The organism is Nocardia sp. NPDC049707 (genome assembly GCF_040674855.1).
Lineage (GTDB): Bacteria > Actinomycetota > Actinomycetes > Mycobacteriales > Mycobacteriaceae > Nocardia.
The window spans coordinates 29,494-44,995 of record NZ_JBFANN010000054.1; the positions used below are offsets into that span (position 1 = coordinate 29,494).

Consider the following 15,502-nt stretch of genomic DNA (forward strand, 5'->3'; position numbering starts at 1 on the left):
TTCCCTTCATCGGTTGATGTCGGCGCCGGTGAGCAGGCCGAGTTCGTGCCGGAACGGCAGACCGGCCCAATCACCGGGTACGGACACCGCGAATGCGCCGCAGCTGGCGGCCAATTGCAGACTGTGTCTTACGGACCCGTTGTCGAGCACGCCGGCGAGGTAGCCAGCGACGAACGCATCGCCCGCACCGACCGGGTCGACGCTGCGGATATCCACCGCGGGCTGCCGGATCAGCTCGCCGTTGTGCAGGGCGAGCGCGCCTTCGGATCCAGATGTGATCACGACTTGCGCAGGCCCCAGTGCGGCAAGGGATTCCGCCATTGCAGCCGGGGCCGCGGCCGGTACGAGGATGGCCGCTTCATCCGTACCGGCGAAGACGATATCGGCGCGGGACACCAGTTTCGAAAGTTCCACGGCCGCGTCCGATTCCGACCACAATGCGCGGCGGTAGTTGATATCGAGCGAGACGAGCGCCCCGGCATCGACCGCGGCGTCGAGTGCGGTGTGGACGGCGTCTCGGGCGGATGTGCTCAGCGCCGGAGTAATGCCGGTGAGATGCAGCACTCGCGCGGCGGCGATCTGAGCGGTATCGATATCGGCGGCCGACAATCGAGAGCCCGCAAGACCCCTGCGGTAGTAGGTGACTCGCATATGGTCGGCCGTTCGCCGCTCGCGCAGCATCAGCCCGCTCGGCAGCTCCGGATCGATCCGGGACCGCGAGACATCGACCTGTTCGGCGCGGAGTCGATCGAGCACCATAGTGCCGACGGCGTCGGCACCGACGCTGCCCACCCATGCACTCTCGTGACCCAACCGACGTACACCGATGGCGACGGTCGCTTCCGCGCCCGCGAAATCCATCCGCATGGCCGCACCAGGAGCAAACGGACCGGGCTCGGTGGCGGCTACGACACCGAGCGCTTCGCCCAGTGTTACCAATCCCCTCGTCATCGCAGCAGCTTTCGCGCGTCGAGAGTCGCGATGATTGCCATCGAAATCCCTGAGTAAGGGCTACCAGCAACATTATTCGCGCACAGGATCTCGAGACAGCACATCCGATCGCGCACAGCATCGTCTTCCACGCACAGAGCCTCGACCGCAACCTGCGAAACAGCCCTCACAGCAATACCTTTCGCACCGCATACGCACGCTCCCGCAACGCATCCAAATCACCGCCGGTGCACGCATCACCGACGAGCGGTGCGCCCATGCCGAGCGCGTTCGCACCCGCATCCAAATACGCTCGGGCATCGGCGAGCCCGACACCGCCCGTCGGCACGAGCGGGATGTCCTTCAGCGGCCCCCGGACCGCCTCGAGATAGCCGGGACCACCGACCGAGGCCGGAAAGACCTTGACCATGGTCGCGCCCGCCTGCCATGCACCCTGGATCTCGGTGGGCGTGAACGCACCGCAGATCACCGGAACACCCATGCGGCGACCCTCCGCGATCACCTCCGGACATACCGTCGGGGTGATCAGATATGCCGCACCCGCGTCCACGGCTCGTGCGGCATCGATGGCGGTGCGCACCGTGCCCGCACCGACCGGATGGGCCGATCCGGCGCAGTCCCGCAAGGCGTCCAGTGCCCCAGGGGAGTTGAGGGTGAACTCCACCGCGGTGATGCCCGATTCGTGCAGTACGGCAGTGACCTCGGCGAATCGAGCGGCCGTCGGGGCACGCAGGATCGCGATTACCGGTGGATCCAGGGTCAGTCCGTGATCAGCGGTCATTGCTCACCAACCTCGCATCGTCGTAAGTATTCGTCGGCAGACCACTCACACCCGGCCTACAGGTGAACAGCCGCCCGGCATCGGGAGCCGCGGAACCTTCTGCGGCCGTGGTGATTACCAGAACATCCAGATCCGGTCCGGCAAAGGCGCAACTGGAGACCTGCGCGGGGCCGACATCGATCACCGCATACGGCCGACCCGAAGGATCGAATGCCCGAACCTGCCCCGCACCCCACACCGCGACCCAGACGTACCCCCTGGCGTCCACGGTCAATCCATCGGGCAGACCGTCCGAGAATTCAGCGAAGGGGCGTCCACCGCTGAAAGTGCCGGTTGCCGAGTCGTAGTCGAAGGCGTCGACGCGATGGGTCGGGCTGTCCGCGTAGTACACGGTGGCGCCGTCCGGGCTCCAGCCGAGACCATTGGAGATCGTCACCTGTTGCCGCACGGTGCTCAGCTCCCCATCGGGATCGAGTCTGTACAGCGCTGCGGTGCCCGGGATCTCGTCCTCGGACATGGTCCCGGCGAACAGTCGCCCCCACGGGTCGGCCTTGGCATCGTTCATGCGCCGCCGAATCCCGTCATCGGGCAGCGATAGCGCCGCGACCTCGGTCATTGTGCCGTCATCGATATGTAGGAAGGTATCGACGGCGGTTGCGATCAGCGCGCCCGATGCGCACGGCACCACCGCGCTGACCCGCTTCCCCACCGACACGGTGGACCGCCCTATGAGGTCACCGTCGCGCAGTGCCGCGCGATGGATGCGTCCGGCCGGAATGTCCACCCACAGCACCTCATCGGTGCGGGCATCCCAGACCGGTCCCTCACTCAGCCTGCCCGGCCTCGGCGAGCATCGGTGGGCTTTCAGTTCGATCATCATCGCTCCTGACGGGTTCTAGGTCGGCAATCCGACGGCACGTTCCCCACTGCGCCGCTGCTGGATGACAACCGCCGCCACCAGCAACGAACCCTGAGCGACGTTCTGCCAGAAAGTATTCACACCGACCACGTTCAGCCCGTTGTCCAGCGCACCGAGCAGCACAACAGCCAACAGCGTGCCGCCGATCGTGCCCTTGCCACCTTTCAGCGCACACCCTCCCAGCGCCGCCGCGGTAATCGCCTTCAGCTCGAGCCCTTCACTACCCGAGACCGGCTGTCCGGAGCCGGTCCGCGCGGTCAGGATGATCCCGGCGATTGCCGCCACCGCGCCCGCGAGCACGAATACCGCGATCAGATACTTGTTGATATTGATGCCGGAAAGCCGTGCGGCCGTGTCATTTCCGCCGATGGCATAGATATTGCGGCCGATATCGGTGTATTTCAGCAGCACATGCATACCGATCGCGACCACCGCGAGAATCACCACCGGCACCGGCAGACCCAGCATCTTGCCGCGAGCGATGAAAATGAATACATCGTTTCCGAGCACGAAACCCTGTGCCTTACCACCGGATATCAACTGCGCGACGCCCTTGAACGCGGCCAGGGTGGCCAGTGTCGCGATCACCGGATTGACCCGACCGTAGACGATGATCACCCCGTTGATCGCCCCCAGCACCAGCCCGACACCGATCGCGGCCACAATGCCCAACCAGGCATTGGAGGCGGTCGCGGTGAAGGCCATCGCGCTGATCACCGATGCGACCCCGGCCTGCGAGCCGACCGAAATATCGAGCGCACCACAGATGATCACGACCGTCTGGACCACGGCGAGCAGACCGAAAACCGTTACCGCCTCGCCGATTCCGGCCAGATTCGCCGGATCCAGATATCCGTCGTTGAGCCAGGCGAAGATCGCGACGACCACGACCAGCGCACCGATGAGGCTGAGGTTTCCGGTGCCGATCGCCTGCACCAGCCGGCGCGGGGTGAGTATGGCGGCACCACGAGCGAGCACCGAGGGCGATGCGGCCGTGGCGCTGTCCACGGGTATCGAAAGTTGTTGGTCTGTCATGGGTTTCCTCGCGATGTATGCGACAGATCGGCGGCCATGGCCAGTGCGAGAATCGCCTCCTCGCTGGCGGCTTCGCGGTCCAGTTCGCCGGTGACCCGGCCGTGCTGCATCACCACGATCCGGTCGGCCAGGCCGAGCACTTCAGGTAGCTCCGAGGAGATCACCAGCACCGCGACACCGGATTCGGCCAGTTCCTCGATGATGTGGTAGATCTCGATTTTGGCGCCGACATCGACGCCACGGGTGGGCTCATCAAGGATGAGCACCTTGGGTTTTCGAGCCAGCCAACGAGCCAGCACCACCTTCTGTTGATTGCCTCCGGAGAGCTTGCGCACCTCCTGCTCGATGGAAGGTGTTCGCACCCTGAGCGATTCGACGTATCGGCGCGCAAGCCGCCGCTCCTCGCCGCCCCGGACGAACCGCAGCCGCCGTAAGCGGTCGAGCATCGCGAGCGAAATATTGTCGCGCACACCGCGATGCAGCAGCAGGGCTTGCGCCTTGCGCTCCTCGGGCGCGTAGCCCATCCCCGCCCGCACCGCGTCTCGTGGTTGACGCAGACGCAGTTTCGTCCCGTCCACCCGCACCTCGCCGGAGCGGATCGGCAGATCACCAGCCAGCGCCCCGGCAAGTTCCGAGCGACCCGCGCCGACCAGCCCGGCCAGCGCGACCACCTCACCGGCGTGCACCCGCAGACTCACGTCCTCGACGTCGTCGGTGGTCACCGCATCCGCCTCGAGCACCACCCGCCCCGGCGTACTGTGCTTGCGCGCGAACAACGTCGACATGTCCCGGCCGACCATCATCCGCACGATCTCACGATCGGTGGTGTCCGCGGTGGCTCGTTCACCGACGAGCGCGCCATCGCGCAGCACCGCGACCCGATCGGCCAGCCGGAAGATCTCCCGCATCCGATGCGACACATAGATCACCGCAAGGCCCTGCTCGCGCAGTCGACCGATCAGCGCGAACAGCGATTCGGTCTCATGGTCCGACAGCGACGAGGTCGGCTCGTCGAAGGCGATCACCTTGGCGTCGGTGGTCAACGCTCGCATGATCTCCACCAACTGCCTTTGTGCCGCAGTGAGTTTCGATCCGATGATGTCCGGATCGAGATCACTGTCGAAGCCGAGCCGGACCAGGTCGGCGCGCATCCGTTCGCGCAGGGCGGCCCGGTCGAGCAGGCGGCCCGAGCGACGCGGCAGCGATCCGAGATAGACGTTCTCGGCAACTGAAACATGCGGCACGATCTCCGGCTCCTGGGCGATCACCCGGATCCCCGCCGACCGCGCGTCGGCAGGGGTGGCCAGCTCGAGCGGCACACCGTCCAACTCGAGCCGGCCACCGTCCGGGCGGTGATCGCCACCGAGGATGCGGATCAGGGTGGATTTACCCGCCCCGTTCTCACCCATCAGGGCGGTCACCGCACCAGCGGGAAAATCCAGGCTCACTTCGCGCAGGGCCGGCACCCCGGCGAAATTCTTGCTCAGCCCGGATACCCGCAGTCCGGTCAGCTGCATGTGACGCCCGCCTGCTGCCAGTTGGTCGAGTCGACCATCTTGGTCGGCGCGTAGGCTTCGGGCGGCATCTGCTTGCCGTTCTTCAAGTAGTCGTAGATCGTCTGAACCGACAGTGCGCCAACGTCTTTGCCATTGATGAACAGCGCGGCCTTGAAACCGGTCGGCTTGCCGCCGCGCCATTCCTTACAGGCCAGATAGGCGCCGAGGCCGACGCCGAGCACATTATCGGCGGAGTATCCGGCATTCTGGATCGCCGCGACGCCCCCGCTGACGTTCTCGTCGTTGCAGCCCATGACAATCCAGTTCTTCACCGACCGATTGCCCGACACCGTCGCCGAGATCCTGTTCTGCGCATCCGACGGGGTGTTGTCGGTGCCGACCTCGATCACCCTGACGTCCACACCCGCGGCCTCCTTGAAGGCCTTCTGGTTGGCCTTGACCCGGTCGGTGCAGACGGTCACATCCTGTTTCCAGGCGTCGATGATCGCGGTCTCCTCCGGCTTCCACCCAGCCTTCTTGAAGTCCTGACCGGCGCGGAGGCCGACCTCGGTACCCATCTGGGTGCCGCTGAAGCCGACCCGTGGCACGAGATTGTCCTTCGCACAGGACGTCGGATCCGGCCCGTTCGTACAGACCTGATCATCGGATGTCAGCAGTGCGACACCACCGGCCTTCGCGAGCTGGGCGACCTGCGGACCGACCGACGGATCGGGCACCACCACGATCACACCGCTGGCCTTCTGATTCACCGCGTTCTGCACCTCGGTGACCGCCTTGTTCGCGTCATTGCCGAGATTCACCACTTTCAGATCGATGCCCAACTCGTTGGCCTTGGCCTTCGCGCCCTCGGCCTCGCCGATGAAGTACTCCTGATCGCCCTGCTTCTGTGCGTAAACCAGGCTGATCGCGCCGGTGTGGTGCTGCGGACCGGTGGCCTGCGAATCGTCCTTGCCCGAGGAGCAGGCCGACGCGGCTAGCGCGAGCGATACCCCGCAGAAAACGGCTCTGGTCCAACGGCTTCGGTGGGTCCAGGACATGGGTGCTCCTCTGATGCTGCGCCGGGCACTCGGCGTCTCGTAGTGACCTGGGTTACAGTAGGACTTCGGATAACCGTTGTAAATAGTGTTGTCATAACTGCTCGGGTAGCGTCTGCGAATATCAATCGGAAGGAGATGGCCCGACCGTGTACCAGCTGACCGCGCGCGATATCCGACGGCGGAATCGGTTCTATGTACTGCAGGCGGTCTATGCCGCCGAGGGCCACACCAGCCGGCAGGCGATCGCCCGCGCCACCGGGCTCTCGTTCGCGACGGTGGGGAATATGATCGCTGAGTTGTTGGACGTCGGCGTGCTCGCCGAACTCGGCTACGACACTCCCGGCATCGGCAGGCCACGCGCTCAGCTCGCGATCAATCCGGAGCGCGGGATGCTGGTCGGCGTCGATATCGCCGAAACCAGTATCCATTTCGACCTTTTCGACCTGGCCATGTCGGTGCTGCGGTCGGTCGAGATCCCGGTCGACCCCGCAGCCACCCAGCCCGATGACGTGACCGAACTGATTATTCGCGGTATCAGCGAATTGACCGCCGACGATGCTGAGCGAGTGCTCGGTGTCGGGCTGAGCGTGCCGGGTTTGGTCGAACCCGAGGGCGGCGTCTCGGTGTTCTCGCCGTACTGGCATTGGCACGACGTTTCGTTGAAGTCACTGCTGCAACCGCGCGTACCGCATCCGCTGTACCTCGACAATCCGCTGAAAGCCAGTACGGCAGCGCATCTTTGGTTCGGCGCCGGACGCGATGTGGACGATCTGATCGTCGTCACACTGCGCGCCGGTGTCGGCATCGGGGTCGTCATCGACGGCGCGCTGTATCGCGGTGTGACCAACAGCGCGGGCGAATGGGGACATACCAACCTCGTGATCGACGGCCGCGAATGCCGATGCGGACGCCGCGGCTGCGTCGAGGCCTATGTGAGCACGCGGGGCATCGTGCAAACCCTGCGCGAAATCGCGCCAGCCAGCCCACTACTCGCGGCCGACGATGCCGCCACCATCGCGGCCATAGCCGCCAGCGACGATCCCCTCGCTGGCGAGGTCATCGAAAAGACCGGCACCTACCTGGGGGTCGCTGTAGCGAACCTGGTGAACCTCTTCAACCCACGCACCATGGTTTTCGGCGACCTGGTCGCCAATGTCCTCGGCGAACGGCTATTGGAAGTGACCCGCCGAGTGGCGGCGCACCATGCCATGTTCGCCCCCTACGCCGCCGTCACCCTGCAACTCTGCACCCTCCCCCACAACCCAGCCAGTCTCGGCGCCGCCACCTTCGCCCTCGAAGGATTCCTCGCCGACCGCGAAACCTTCGGCTCCATAGCCGCCCGCCGTGCCATCCGCTCGGCCACCTAGCTCAATTCACCAGTGCGACAACGTCTCAGCGCCCTGATCAAGTACTCGTAGGTGTTTCACGGAAACGGCAAGCTCGGCGAATACGCCTACGCGCCGTCATCTACTGGCAGCGCTCCCTGATGTCCCTTCTCGGTACCGCAGTATTCGAAGGGACCCCGCTGATCGATCAGCCTGGTCATGTGGGTGTCGGCGTGGTCGAGAAACCAAATACTCAAACCCGTTGCGGGATGGAGTCGGTAAAGTTCCCACGCCCGCCACAGGGCATTCAGTCGCACCACTGCCTCGGCATGCATCCACCACTGCGGACACCACACCAAGTCGCTGACATCGCTCACACGCCGCCGATAGACCAGACTCAGATAGTCCTCGACGAACTCGACCACATCACGGTAGATGGTGACTCGTGCACTGTCCGAACCGGTTTCGTGATCCGCCACCGCCGGATCACCAAACAAATACGGTGGTGGAGACTTCAATGGCAACGGAGCGAGCATGTCTTGGTGACCGCCGTGCACGCTGCAGTACGTAAAGGGGCCGTGTCGGTCGAGCAGTTCGAACATGTGCGGATCGGCGTGGTCGAGAAACCACACGCTGATGCCCGCTGCGCCATCGAGTCGGAAGTACTCCCAAGCCCGCCAGAGCGCGTCCAGGCGGGCGACGGCTTCGGCGTGCTGCCACCATTCCGGACACCACACCATGTCGCTGACATCGCTCACACGCCGCCGATAGACCAGGCTCAGGTAGTTCTCGACAAACTCGACAACATTCTCGTAAATCGTCGACGACTGCTGCGCTTCGCTCACCGCGGACGCACCTCCCGAATTCTCGATGTCGCCGCCGCGAAACGTCCAGCCCCCACCGACATTTGAAATCCGAGAGTACTCGTGGCCACCGACATCTTTCGCCGATTGGTGCCACTACCACAGAGCGAAGACCCCGCCTCGGGTGCGGAATCGGGCGAGGTCGGGTGTCCCCCAACGAACGCCGTTGGGTTCTTCTTCGCTATCTACATGGGCACCGAAGGTGATCAGTGGGGACCGATGATGGCCCTGGCCAGCCTCGCCTGCCTGCCGGTGTTGCTGATGTACCTGCTCCTGCAGCGCCACATTGTCAACGCGTTCGTGCGGTCCGGGTTGAAGTAGGCCACCACGCCGATCGGTCGGCATAACCCGGCATTTGCTCGGTGGTCGGCTACCGTGGGCCAAATTTCCTTGCAGCACAGCCACGCACTTCCCCCGTGACGATAGCGAGGATCCGTGTCGAACCGCCCGAATTTCCCGCGACGCGTGGTGACATCCATTATGATGGCCGCGGTCGTGGCCTGCGGCGCCGCGCCCACGGCGGCCGAGCCGCCGGACTCGACACCCGTGGTGACGCCTACCCCGGTCTGGACCCCGTGCCCCAACGCCCCCGGTTTCGAATGCGCCACCGTGCCCGCACCATTGGACTATCAGCATCCGCAAGCGCGCACGATCGAGCTGGCGGTCATCCGGCATCCAGCAACCGATCCGGCGCATCGGATCAGCAGCATGCTGTTCAACCCTGGTGGGCCTGCACCAGCTATCGACCTGTTCATCAGGGAGTATCCGTTCTTTCCCCAAGAGATACGGGAACGGTTCGACATCGTCAGCTGGGACCCGCGCGGGTTCGGTCGCTCGACCGCCGTCCAATGTTTCGCCACTGCCGCGGAATACGCGGCCTGGTCCGCGCAGTTGCCCGCAGGGTTTCCCGTCGGCCATGAGGAAGAGCGGCGGTGGATCGACCTCAACGCCGAACTGGGTCGGGGTTGCGAACAGCGTGACCCGGTCTTGCTGCGGTTCGTCTCGACCACAGACTCGGCACACGACTTGGATCTGCTGCGCGCGGTCGTGGGCGACCAGCGGTTGACCTATATGGGGGCCTCCTACGGGACGCTGCTCGGCGCGACTTACGCCAACCTCTTCCCCGACCGAGTGCGGGCGATGGTGCTCGACGGCAATGTCGATCCCACCGCCTGGTACGACCACAAGTCACCGCTGCCGACCTTCTTGCGCGAACGCTCCGACCTGGGGACGGCCGAGACGCTCGAGCAGTTCCTCGCTCTGTGCAGCCGAGCCGGCCGCAGCGCCTGCCCTTTCGCGGCCGATAATCCCTGGGCGACCCGAGTCAAGTACGAGCTGCTGCTGCACCGCCTGCTCATCCACCCGCAGGGCATATTCACCTATGCCCTCACCGCCTCCACCGTGCGCACAGCCCTGCAACTGGTCCATCCCGTGGACGCTGCCCTGAACTGGTCGTCGCTGGCCGAACTGCTGCAGGACCTCTGGCTGGGCCAGACGCCGCAGAGCACCGCATCGATGGCCTCGGTTCCGACGACGCCGACCGAGATCCTCCCATCCGCAGCGGGCGACGCATGGCCAACTGCCCCCGCGCAGCAGCAGAGCTACTCGGGCATCGAACAGGTCTATGCGCTGGTGTGCAGCGAGAGTCCCAACCCACGCGATCCACAGCTCTACGGCCCCCTGGCCAAATTCGCCACCCTGCGAGCCGGGACAGTCGGGCCATTCTGGTCATGGGTGACGGAGGCGTGCTCCACCTGGCCCGGAGAGGCGGCCCACCGCTACACCGGACCGTGGAACCGGTCCAAGACACCGATCCTGACGGTCAACACCATCTTCGACCCCGCCACTCCGTATCGATCCGCCCTGGCCACGACCGCCCAGCTCGGCAACGCTCGACTGCTCACCGTCGCCGGATACGGGCACACCACCCTGAACAACCCGAGCAGTTGCGCGAATGCCCATGAAAGCAACTACGTCGTGCGAGGCGTGCTGCCCCCACGCGGCACCGTCTGTCTGCAGGACACCCCACCGTTCACCCAGCCCGTTTCCGACACGTCCGCGCCGCCGAGCTGAAGCGCCACACTGCGTGCCCATACCGCACAGCTCACAAGGTCGAACTCGACGCGCTGGTCGGCCGGCGTCGATCATGACGGCACCCAGTCGGCGCGATCACGGCGCCGACTGGTCGACGACCTCGCGGAATCCGGGGACCTGGCCTCGGCACCCACTTCGCCGACGTCGTCTTCGGCACGGTCGAACGCGACCGCGACGGCAACACGATCTGGGTGCCGCGGCCCTGAATTCCCCACCCGCTCAACCACATCCGATCCGTATGAGACGAAAGCGGCGTCCCACCGCCGCCGGATCGGTTCCGGCCCGCCGCAATTCGACGTAGCGGCGCACCGTATGGAGGTCACACCCCACCAGCTCGGCGGCCTTGCCGTAGCTGCCGGTCAGGTCGTAGGCGGCCAGGATCTCCATGATCTCCTCGTTCGATTTCACGCGCCGTTGACCGCTGCAGCTCTTACCGCAGATCCAGCACCGCTTTGCCGTTCAACCGGCCCGACAACAGCGCCTCGATCGCATCATCGGCGCGGGACCAGTCACCGCGCCAGGCGATGTTCGGATCCAGATTCCCGCCCGCGACCTGGGCAGCCAGCCAGCTGAGATCCGGGCCCAAGTTCGGGCAGGAGAACAGGAAGAACGTGGTCAGGGTGCGGTCGTGGCGACCCTGGTCGCCGAACAGCGTCCCGAATGGGAACGTCTCGCCTTCCCCAGCGGCGTGGCCGACCGCGACCAGCGTGCCGCCCTGCGACAACTGCCGATAGGCATCGACCAGCGGGGTCCCACCCACCAGGTCCACCACCCCGTCGACGCGGGTCGATAGCTCCGCCGGGTCGGCGATGATCTCCGCGGCCCCCAGCTTGCGCAGGCCCTCGGCATGGCCGGCCGGGTCGCCGGTGGCGGCGATGACGTGCGCGCCGCCGCGTGCGGCCAGCTGCACGGTGTACCGGCCGACGCCGCCACCCGCGCCGAGGACCAGCACGCGGCGGCCGAGGATCGGGCCCAGCCGGTGCAGCGACCGCAGCGCGGTCGCCCCGGCGACCGGGATCGTGCTGATCGCTCCCGGATCCGTGCCCGCGGGGACAGTGCCGATCAGGTCGGTATCCGCTGCCCGCAACTGCGCCCATGCCCCGGTCAGGCCGAGGGTGACCACCTCGGCGCCGACCGGGGGACCGGACCCGTCGGCGGCGGCTTGCTCCACGATCCCGGCCGCGTCCCAGCCCAGCACCGTGCCTTCGGGCGCGACGGTGAGCCCGAAACGGACCTCGCCGCTGTTGAGCGAGGTCGCCGTGACCCGGATGACGGCCTGATTCGGAGCCGGAATCGGGTCGGGAACCTCGCCCAGCCGCAGCCCGGACGGAGTGGAGCGGTCGACAACCAGTGCACGCATGAATAACGCCTTTCGCGCCGAAAACTGTGATCAGGGCCCGTTCACCCAAACAAGCGATCCATAATCTGCCACTGAGTGGCAAACGCTGTCAAATGGCGAAAGCCGCTAACTAGCGAAGGCTGGTTAGGCTGGTGACCATGGCTGATGCTGCGACCGACCGGCTGCCGCTGCGAGAACGCAAGAAACTACGGACTCGGCAAGCGCTCATCGACACCGCGCTGGAACTGTTCACCGACCGCGGATTCGACCAGACCACCCTCGACGAACTCTGCGATGCCGTCGAGGTCTCCAAACGCACGTTCTTCCGCACCTTCACCAGCAAGGAAGACGTCGCCATGGCCCCGTTGCAGGACCTGTGGACCGGATTCCTCACCGAACTGTCGGCCGCCGAACCCGGCAGCGACACCCTGCTGGAAATGCTGCAAGACACGGTGCTTCTTGTCGTGGGCCGACTGCCGGCCGACGGCTGGGCCGAACGCGCCTCGCGCAGCCACCGCCTCGCGCAGTCCACCCCCTCGACGGCCGCGCACAACCTGCAGTTCTGCGACCGGATCGTCCGCGACGCACTCGCGCTGCTGCGCGAGCGCTACGACCTCGACCCAGCTACCGACCCACAGCCCCGGCTGGCACTGGACATCCTCATCGCCGCCTTCCACTGCGCCCTCGACACCTGGACCGCTCGCAACAATCCGATCGACACCACCACCCTCGCAGCCGATCTGCGCAATGCATTCACCGCTGTCCCCGGCGCACTCGCCATGCCCCTCAGGCCCCGCTTGACCGACGAGCCGTGATCACCACCGCATAGCGCTGAAGTCGATCGGTTGAGGACGAAGGGCTTTGACACGTTCTGCCAACCCTCGCATCCGGAGCGCCATCTCGCGTGCCGGAAGCTGTCGGCGATCCCCATGACCGGGCAACAGCCACTCGAAACGAAGGCGATCGACCGACTGTGCTAGCGACTCGGCCAGTACTTCAACCGAATACCAGGTAACGCTCGCGGCAATTTCGATATCTCCGGTGGTGCGAGACCAATACATGCTGTCCCCGCTGAAACAGTAACGGTCGTCGACTATGTAAAGCACGCTCCCCTCGGTATGGCCCGGAAATGGATGCGCCATTACGCCGTCGACGATCTCGACGGGATCGGCTCCGCGTATTATCTGATCGGCATCCGGGGCTGAATCGAGATCACCCTCGTGAATCCACAGTCGAGCCCCGAATCGGTCTGCGTAGCGCCGGCCGTGCGCGGCGTGATCACGGTGAGTCAGCAGAACGTCAGTCACCACGCCGAGCGACTCGTATCGCGTTGCCAGCGACTCGCTCCAACGCGGCGTATCGACCATGAGGTTGCCGCCGCGGCGTCGCAGCAGATAGGAATTGGCCCCCGCAGTGTGCGACGAATTGTGTCCACACAGGTAAACTCCCTCTTCCAGTCGCATCGGGAACGGGTCGAACGCCGCGTTGAGTGGCACGTTCCTGCGCCGAACCGACCGGGTTTGACAAGCGAATGCAGCTGCGGCGAGCGCCTGCTCGTCGGCTTCGTCGCGTGGTTGACGCAATATTTCGGAGCGACCATCGACCTCGCCGATCAAGCCGGGCGCCAATTGCCGGGCCACATCGCAGTTCACGCAGCGATCGTCTACGAACCATGACATTTTGCAGAACTCTCTACTCAGTATGACGCAGCAATGGCCGCGCCTTTTCAGGAGTACCAACCATGGCACGGAATTTTCAAGCCTTGACTTATTTACAAAAGCCTCTCTGCGGATTTCATCGACAATTTGTTATTAATGTTGCAACGGCACCGGGGCGAGCTGGTGGTAGATGTGATCTGTGGTGTTGGATCATGTTGTGGCCGAGTTGGATTCGTTGATGTCGAGGATCGGGAGCCGGTTCACGCGTTCGGGGCCGCGTGGCCAGTGACGAGACCGGCTTCTTGAAGAAGGGCACCAAAACCGCCGGGTACGTGTGGTCACGGTCCCGCACACCGACTATCACCGTTGGCTGCTCTCGGTGACCGACACCAACACAATGGCGCCGATGATCGCCGCGTTTCCTTTCCTGTTGGCACCTCGATCACCGAGCAAGCTACAAGCGGGCACCGACACGAAAGTCAGAGTGCGACACCGACCCAACCAGCGAAACTGGACAGGCTATCGGTGCGTCGTCGTTCAGCCGCCGCGATCCCGTGCAACGTCTCACGCACCGATGGATGCAAGCGGGTCTGCTGTGGTGCAGCCCGTCGTGCGAAGTTCAACGATTTCAGCGCTTTGTCCGGCTGTCCGATCAGTAGCCATGCTCGCGCTACGTCCTGCCAGTGGTGTCCTGCACGCGGTAGCGCGATATCTGCCGGAAGCACCAGCGCCATGCCTTCGTGAGCCGCTCTGCCAGGGTCTCCTGCCTCGAGTTCCACAGCACACGAATGGATTTCAACATTTGCAGAACCGAACATAGTGCCGTACAGGTCGGATTCTCCGTTGATACGCCGCGCCAAATTTCGAGCCTCCGTGATGTGGTCTCGAGCAATGTCGGCGCGGAATCCCCGAGCGGCAATGATCGAGCCGCACAGGTGCCCGAACCCCCGTATCTCAGTAGTAGCCGTATCATCACCACTGATCGTGTCCAGCGCTTGGCCGATTAACGTCAGCGCGGCATCATTTGCGTTGTGGTACATCAGGATTCGGCCACGCTTGACCTTTCCGAGCGCAGCATACAGCGGGTCATCTGCTTGTGTGGCGAACCATTCGAGGCGATCCAGCGCAGAAACGGCCAGGCCCATGTAACCGAACCGGCGGCACAGCCGTTCGGCGGCCGCGTGCGCCGCACACAACAAGTCGTACGTAGCCCCACCTTCGGCGTCGGCGCTCGCGGCGTGAAGTGCGCCGTATATCTGCCGCATCAGAATCGGCAGGCGTGCCAGCGCCGCCCGGCTCTTGTCGTTGCGGCAGTCCCGATCAATGGCGGACATCTCTGCGGACAATTCCGCAAAAGTCGGCGGTTCGACGCCTTGGGCGTATGGCCCTTCGGCCAGCAGCGCCCGCAGATCGGTCAGACCTTCGAGCGGGCCGTCTTCTTCGATTGTGTCGTAATAAGGTGCGCCAGTGAGCTGTTCAGGCTCTACCTGCAACGCTCGCGCCACAGCAGCCGTGAACGCGGGCGACGCTGGTTCACGGCCCTGCTCGACGGCCCGCAGCAGTGAAAGACTGTAATTCGCTTTCTGCGCCAACTGAATTTGTTTCAGTCCGGCGAGCTTGCGTTCAACCGCGATGCGGTGGCCTACGTGGGTCACGGCGGACTCCCTAGCATTTGGGCAGGACTTTGGCATCCACAGCCGAGACTACCGCCCGCGACCAGGGCGTTACGAGTTGTCACCAGGTTGTCACTCGCGGCTCTTGTATGCCCATAACGTCGTATTGAGCACCTCCCCAGCGGGATGCGCCCTACAGCGCACCGCAAGCTACGCGCCGCCAGCGGTGCGGTTGGTACCTCGCTGGGGGGTGTGCAGCCAACGACAAGGGGATCAGTGAGCGTCTGAGAACTGGGTCAGGTGCGGGCGAGGCGGCGTGACATGACGGCGATCATGGCGATATAGACGATGGCTTCGTGGTGGTCGGGTC

Annotated in this window: 14 protein-coding genes and 2 pseudogenes; 5 read left to right on the forward strand and 11 right to left on the reverse strand. The window is 64.7% G+C overall.

Features of this window, described 5'->3' with window-relative positions; all coding sequences use genetic code 11:
• Window positions 1-6: 6 nt before the first annotated feature.
• From AB0J29_RS32395 to AB0J29_RS32420, 6 genes are all read right to left on the reverse strand, one after another.
• Window positions 7-951, reverse strand: a complete 945-nt coding sequence (locus AB0J29_RS32395) for a sugar kinase (RefSeq protein ID WP_364794336.1) — start codon at window positions 949-951, stop codon at window positions 7-9.
• A gap of 166 nt (window positions 952-1,117) precedes the next feature.
• Window positions 1,118-1,732, reverse strand: a complete 615-nt coding sequence (locus AB0J29_RS32400; protein WP_364794338.1) for a bifunctional 4-hydroxy-2-oxoglutarate aldolase/2-dehydro-3-deoxy-phosphogluconate aldolase — start codon at window positions 1,730-1,732, stop codon at window positions 1,118-1,120.
• Entirely contained in the window at window positions 1,722-2,612 is an 891-nt protein-coding gene (locus AB0J29_RS32405; protein WP_364794340.1) for an SMP-30/gluconolactonase/LRE family protein, read from the reverse strand. Before AB0J29_RS32405 ends, AB0J29_RS32400 begins: the two co-directional genes overlap by 11 nt.
• A gap of 15 nt (window positions 2,613-2,627) precedes the next feature.
• Window positions 2,628-3,686, reverse strand: coding sequence for an ABC transporter permease (locus AB0J29_RS32410; protein WP_364794342.1), 1,059 nt, complete (start codon window positions 3,684-3,686; stop codon window positions 2,628-2,630).
• Window positions 3,683-5,203 carry a sugar ABC transporter ATP-binding protein gene (locus AB0J29_RS32415; RefSeq protein ID WP_364794344.1) on the reverse strand — a complete coding sequence of 507 codons (1,521 nt, stop codon included), beginning with the start codon at window positions 5,201-5,203 and terminating at the stop codon, window positions 3,683-3,685. Before AB0J29_RS32415 ends, AB0J29_RS32410 begins: the two co-directional genes overlap by 4 nt.
• Entirely contained in the window at window positions 5,194-6,240 is a 1,047-nt protein-coding gene (locus AB0J29_RS32420; RefSeq protein ID WP_364794346.1) for a substrate-binding domain-containing protein, read from the reverse strand. Before AB0J29_RS32420 ends, AB0J29_RS32415 begins: the two co-directional genes overlap by 10 nt.
• 146 nt (window positions 6,241-6,386) lie before the next feature.
• On the opposite strand from AB0J29_RS32420, the gene AB0J29_RS32425 reads away from it, so the two are divergent.
• Entirely contained in the window at window positions 6,387-7,607 is a 1,221-nt protein-coding gene (locus tag AB0J29_RS32425) for an ROK family protein (protein ID WP_364794348.1), read from the forward strand.
• Window positions 7,608-7,693: 86 nt separating this feature from the next.
• On the opposite strand, the gene AB0J29_RS32430 is transcribed toward AB0J29_RS32425, so the two are convergent.
• Entirely contained in the window at window positions 7,694-8,410 is a 717-nt protein-coding gene (locus AB0J29_RS32430) for a DUF4913 domain-containing protein (RefSeq protein WP_364794350.1), read from the reverse strand.
• Between the two features lie 204 nt (window positions 8,411-8,614).
• Here AB0J29_RS32430 and AB0J29_RS32435 point away from each other — a divergent pair.
• Both AB0J29_RS32435 and AB0J29_RS32440 read left to right on the forward strand, forming a co-directional pair.
• Window positions 8,615-8,749, forward strand: a pseudogene (locus AB0J29_RS32435) (carbohydrate ABC transporter permease); the annotation flags it as partial.
• Window positions 8,750-8,893: 144 nt separating this feature from the next.
• Window positions 8,894-10,501 carry an alpha/beta hydrolase gene (locus AB0J29_RS32440; RefSeq protein WP_364794351.1) on the forward strand — a complete coding sequence of 536 codons (1,608 nt, stop codon included), beginning with the start codon at window positions 8,894-8,896 and terminating at the stop codon, window positions 10,499-10,501.
• A 240-nt stretch (window positions 10,502-10,741) separates the two neighbouring features.
• Here AB0J29_RS32440 and AB0J29_RS32445 read toward each other — a convergent pair whose 3' ends face one another.
• Window positions 10,742-10,930: a hypothetical protein gene (locus tag AB0J29_RS32445; RefSeq protein ID WP_364794362.1), complete on the reverse strand. Its 189-nt coding sequence runs from the start codon at window positions 10,928-10,930 to the stop codon at window positions 10,742-10,744.
• Window positions 10,931-10,952: 22 nt separating this feature from the next.
• Window positions 10,953-11,882, reverse strand: a complete 930-nt coding sequence (locus AB0J29_RS32450; protein WP_364794353.1) for a zinc-binding dehydrogenase — start codon at window positions 11,880-11,882, stop codon at window positions 10,953-10,955.
• Window positions 11,883-12,019: 137 nt separating this feature from the next.
• Between AB0J29_RS32450 and AB0J29_RS32455 the strand changes: the two genes are divergently transcribed.
• Window positions 12,020-12,676, forward strand: a complete 657-nt coding sequence (locus AB0J29_RS32455) for a TetR family transcriptional regulator (protein WP_364794355.1) — start codon at window positions 12,020-12,022, stop codon at window positions 12,674-12,676.
• On the opposite strand, the gene AB0J29_RS32460 is transcribed toward AB0J29_RS32455, so the two are convergent.
• Window positions 12,677-13,540 carry an MBL fold metallo-hydrolase gene (locus AB0J29_RS32460; RefSeq protein WP_364794357.1) on the reverse strand — a complete coding sequence of 288 codons (864 nt, stop codon included), beginning with the start codon at window positions 13,538-13,540 and terminating at the stop codon, window positions 12,677-12,679. It abuts the gene before it with no gap.
• A 289-nt stretch (window positions 13,541-13,829) separates the two neighbouring features.
• On the opposite strand from AB0J29_RS32460, the pseudogene AB0J29_RS32465 reads away from it, so the two are divergent.
• A pseudogene (locus tag AB0J29_RS32465) lies at window positions 13,830-13,907 on the forward strand (DUF6879 family protein); the annotation flags it as partial.
• A 91-nt stretch (window positions 13,908-13,998) separates the two neighbouring features.
• Here the strand turns inward: AB0J29_RS32465 and AB0J29_RS32470 are convergent.
• Window positions 13,999-15,174, reverse strand: a complete 1,176-nt coding sequence (locus AB0J29_RS32470) for a helix-turn-helix transcriptional regulator (protein WP_364794359.1) — start codon at window positions 15,172-15,174, stop codon at window positions 13,999-14,001.
• Between the last annotated feature and the right edge of the window lie 328 nt (window positions 15,175-15,502).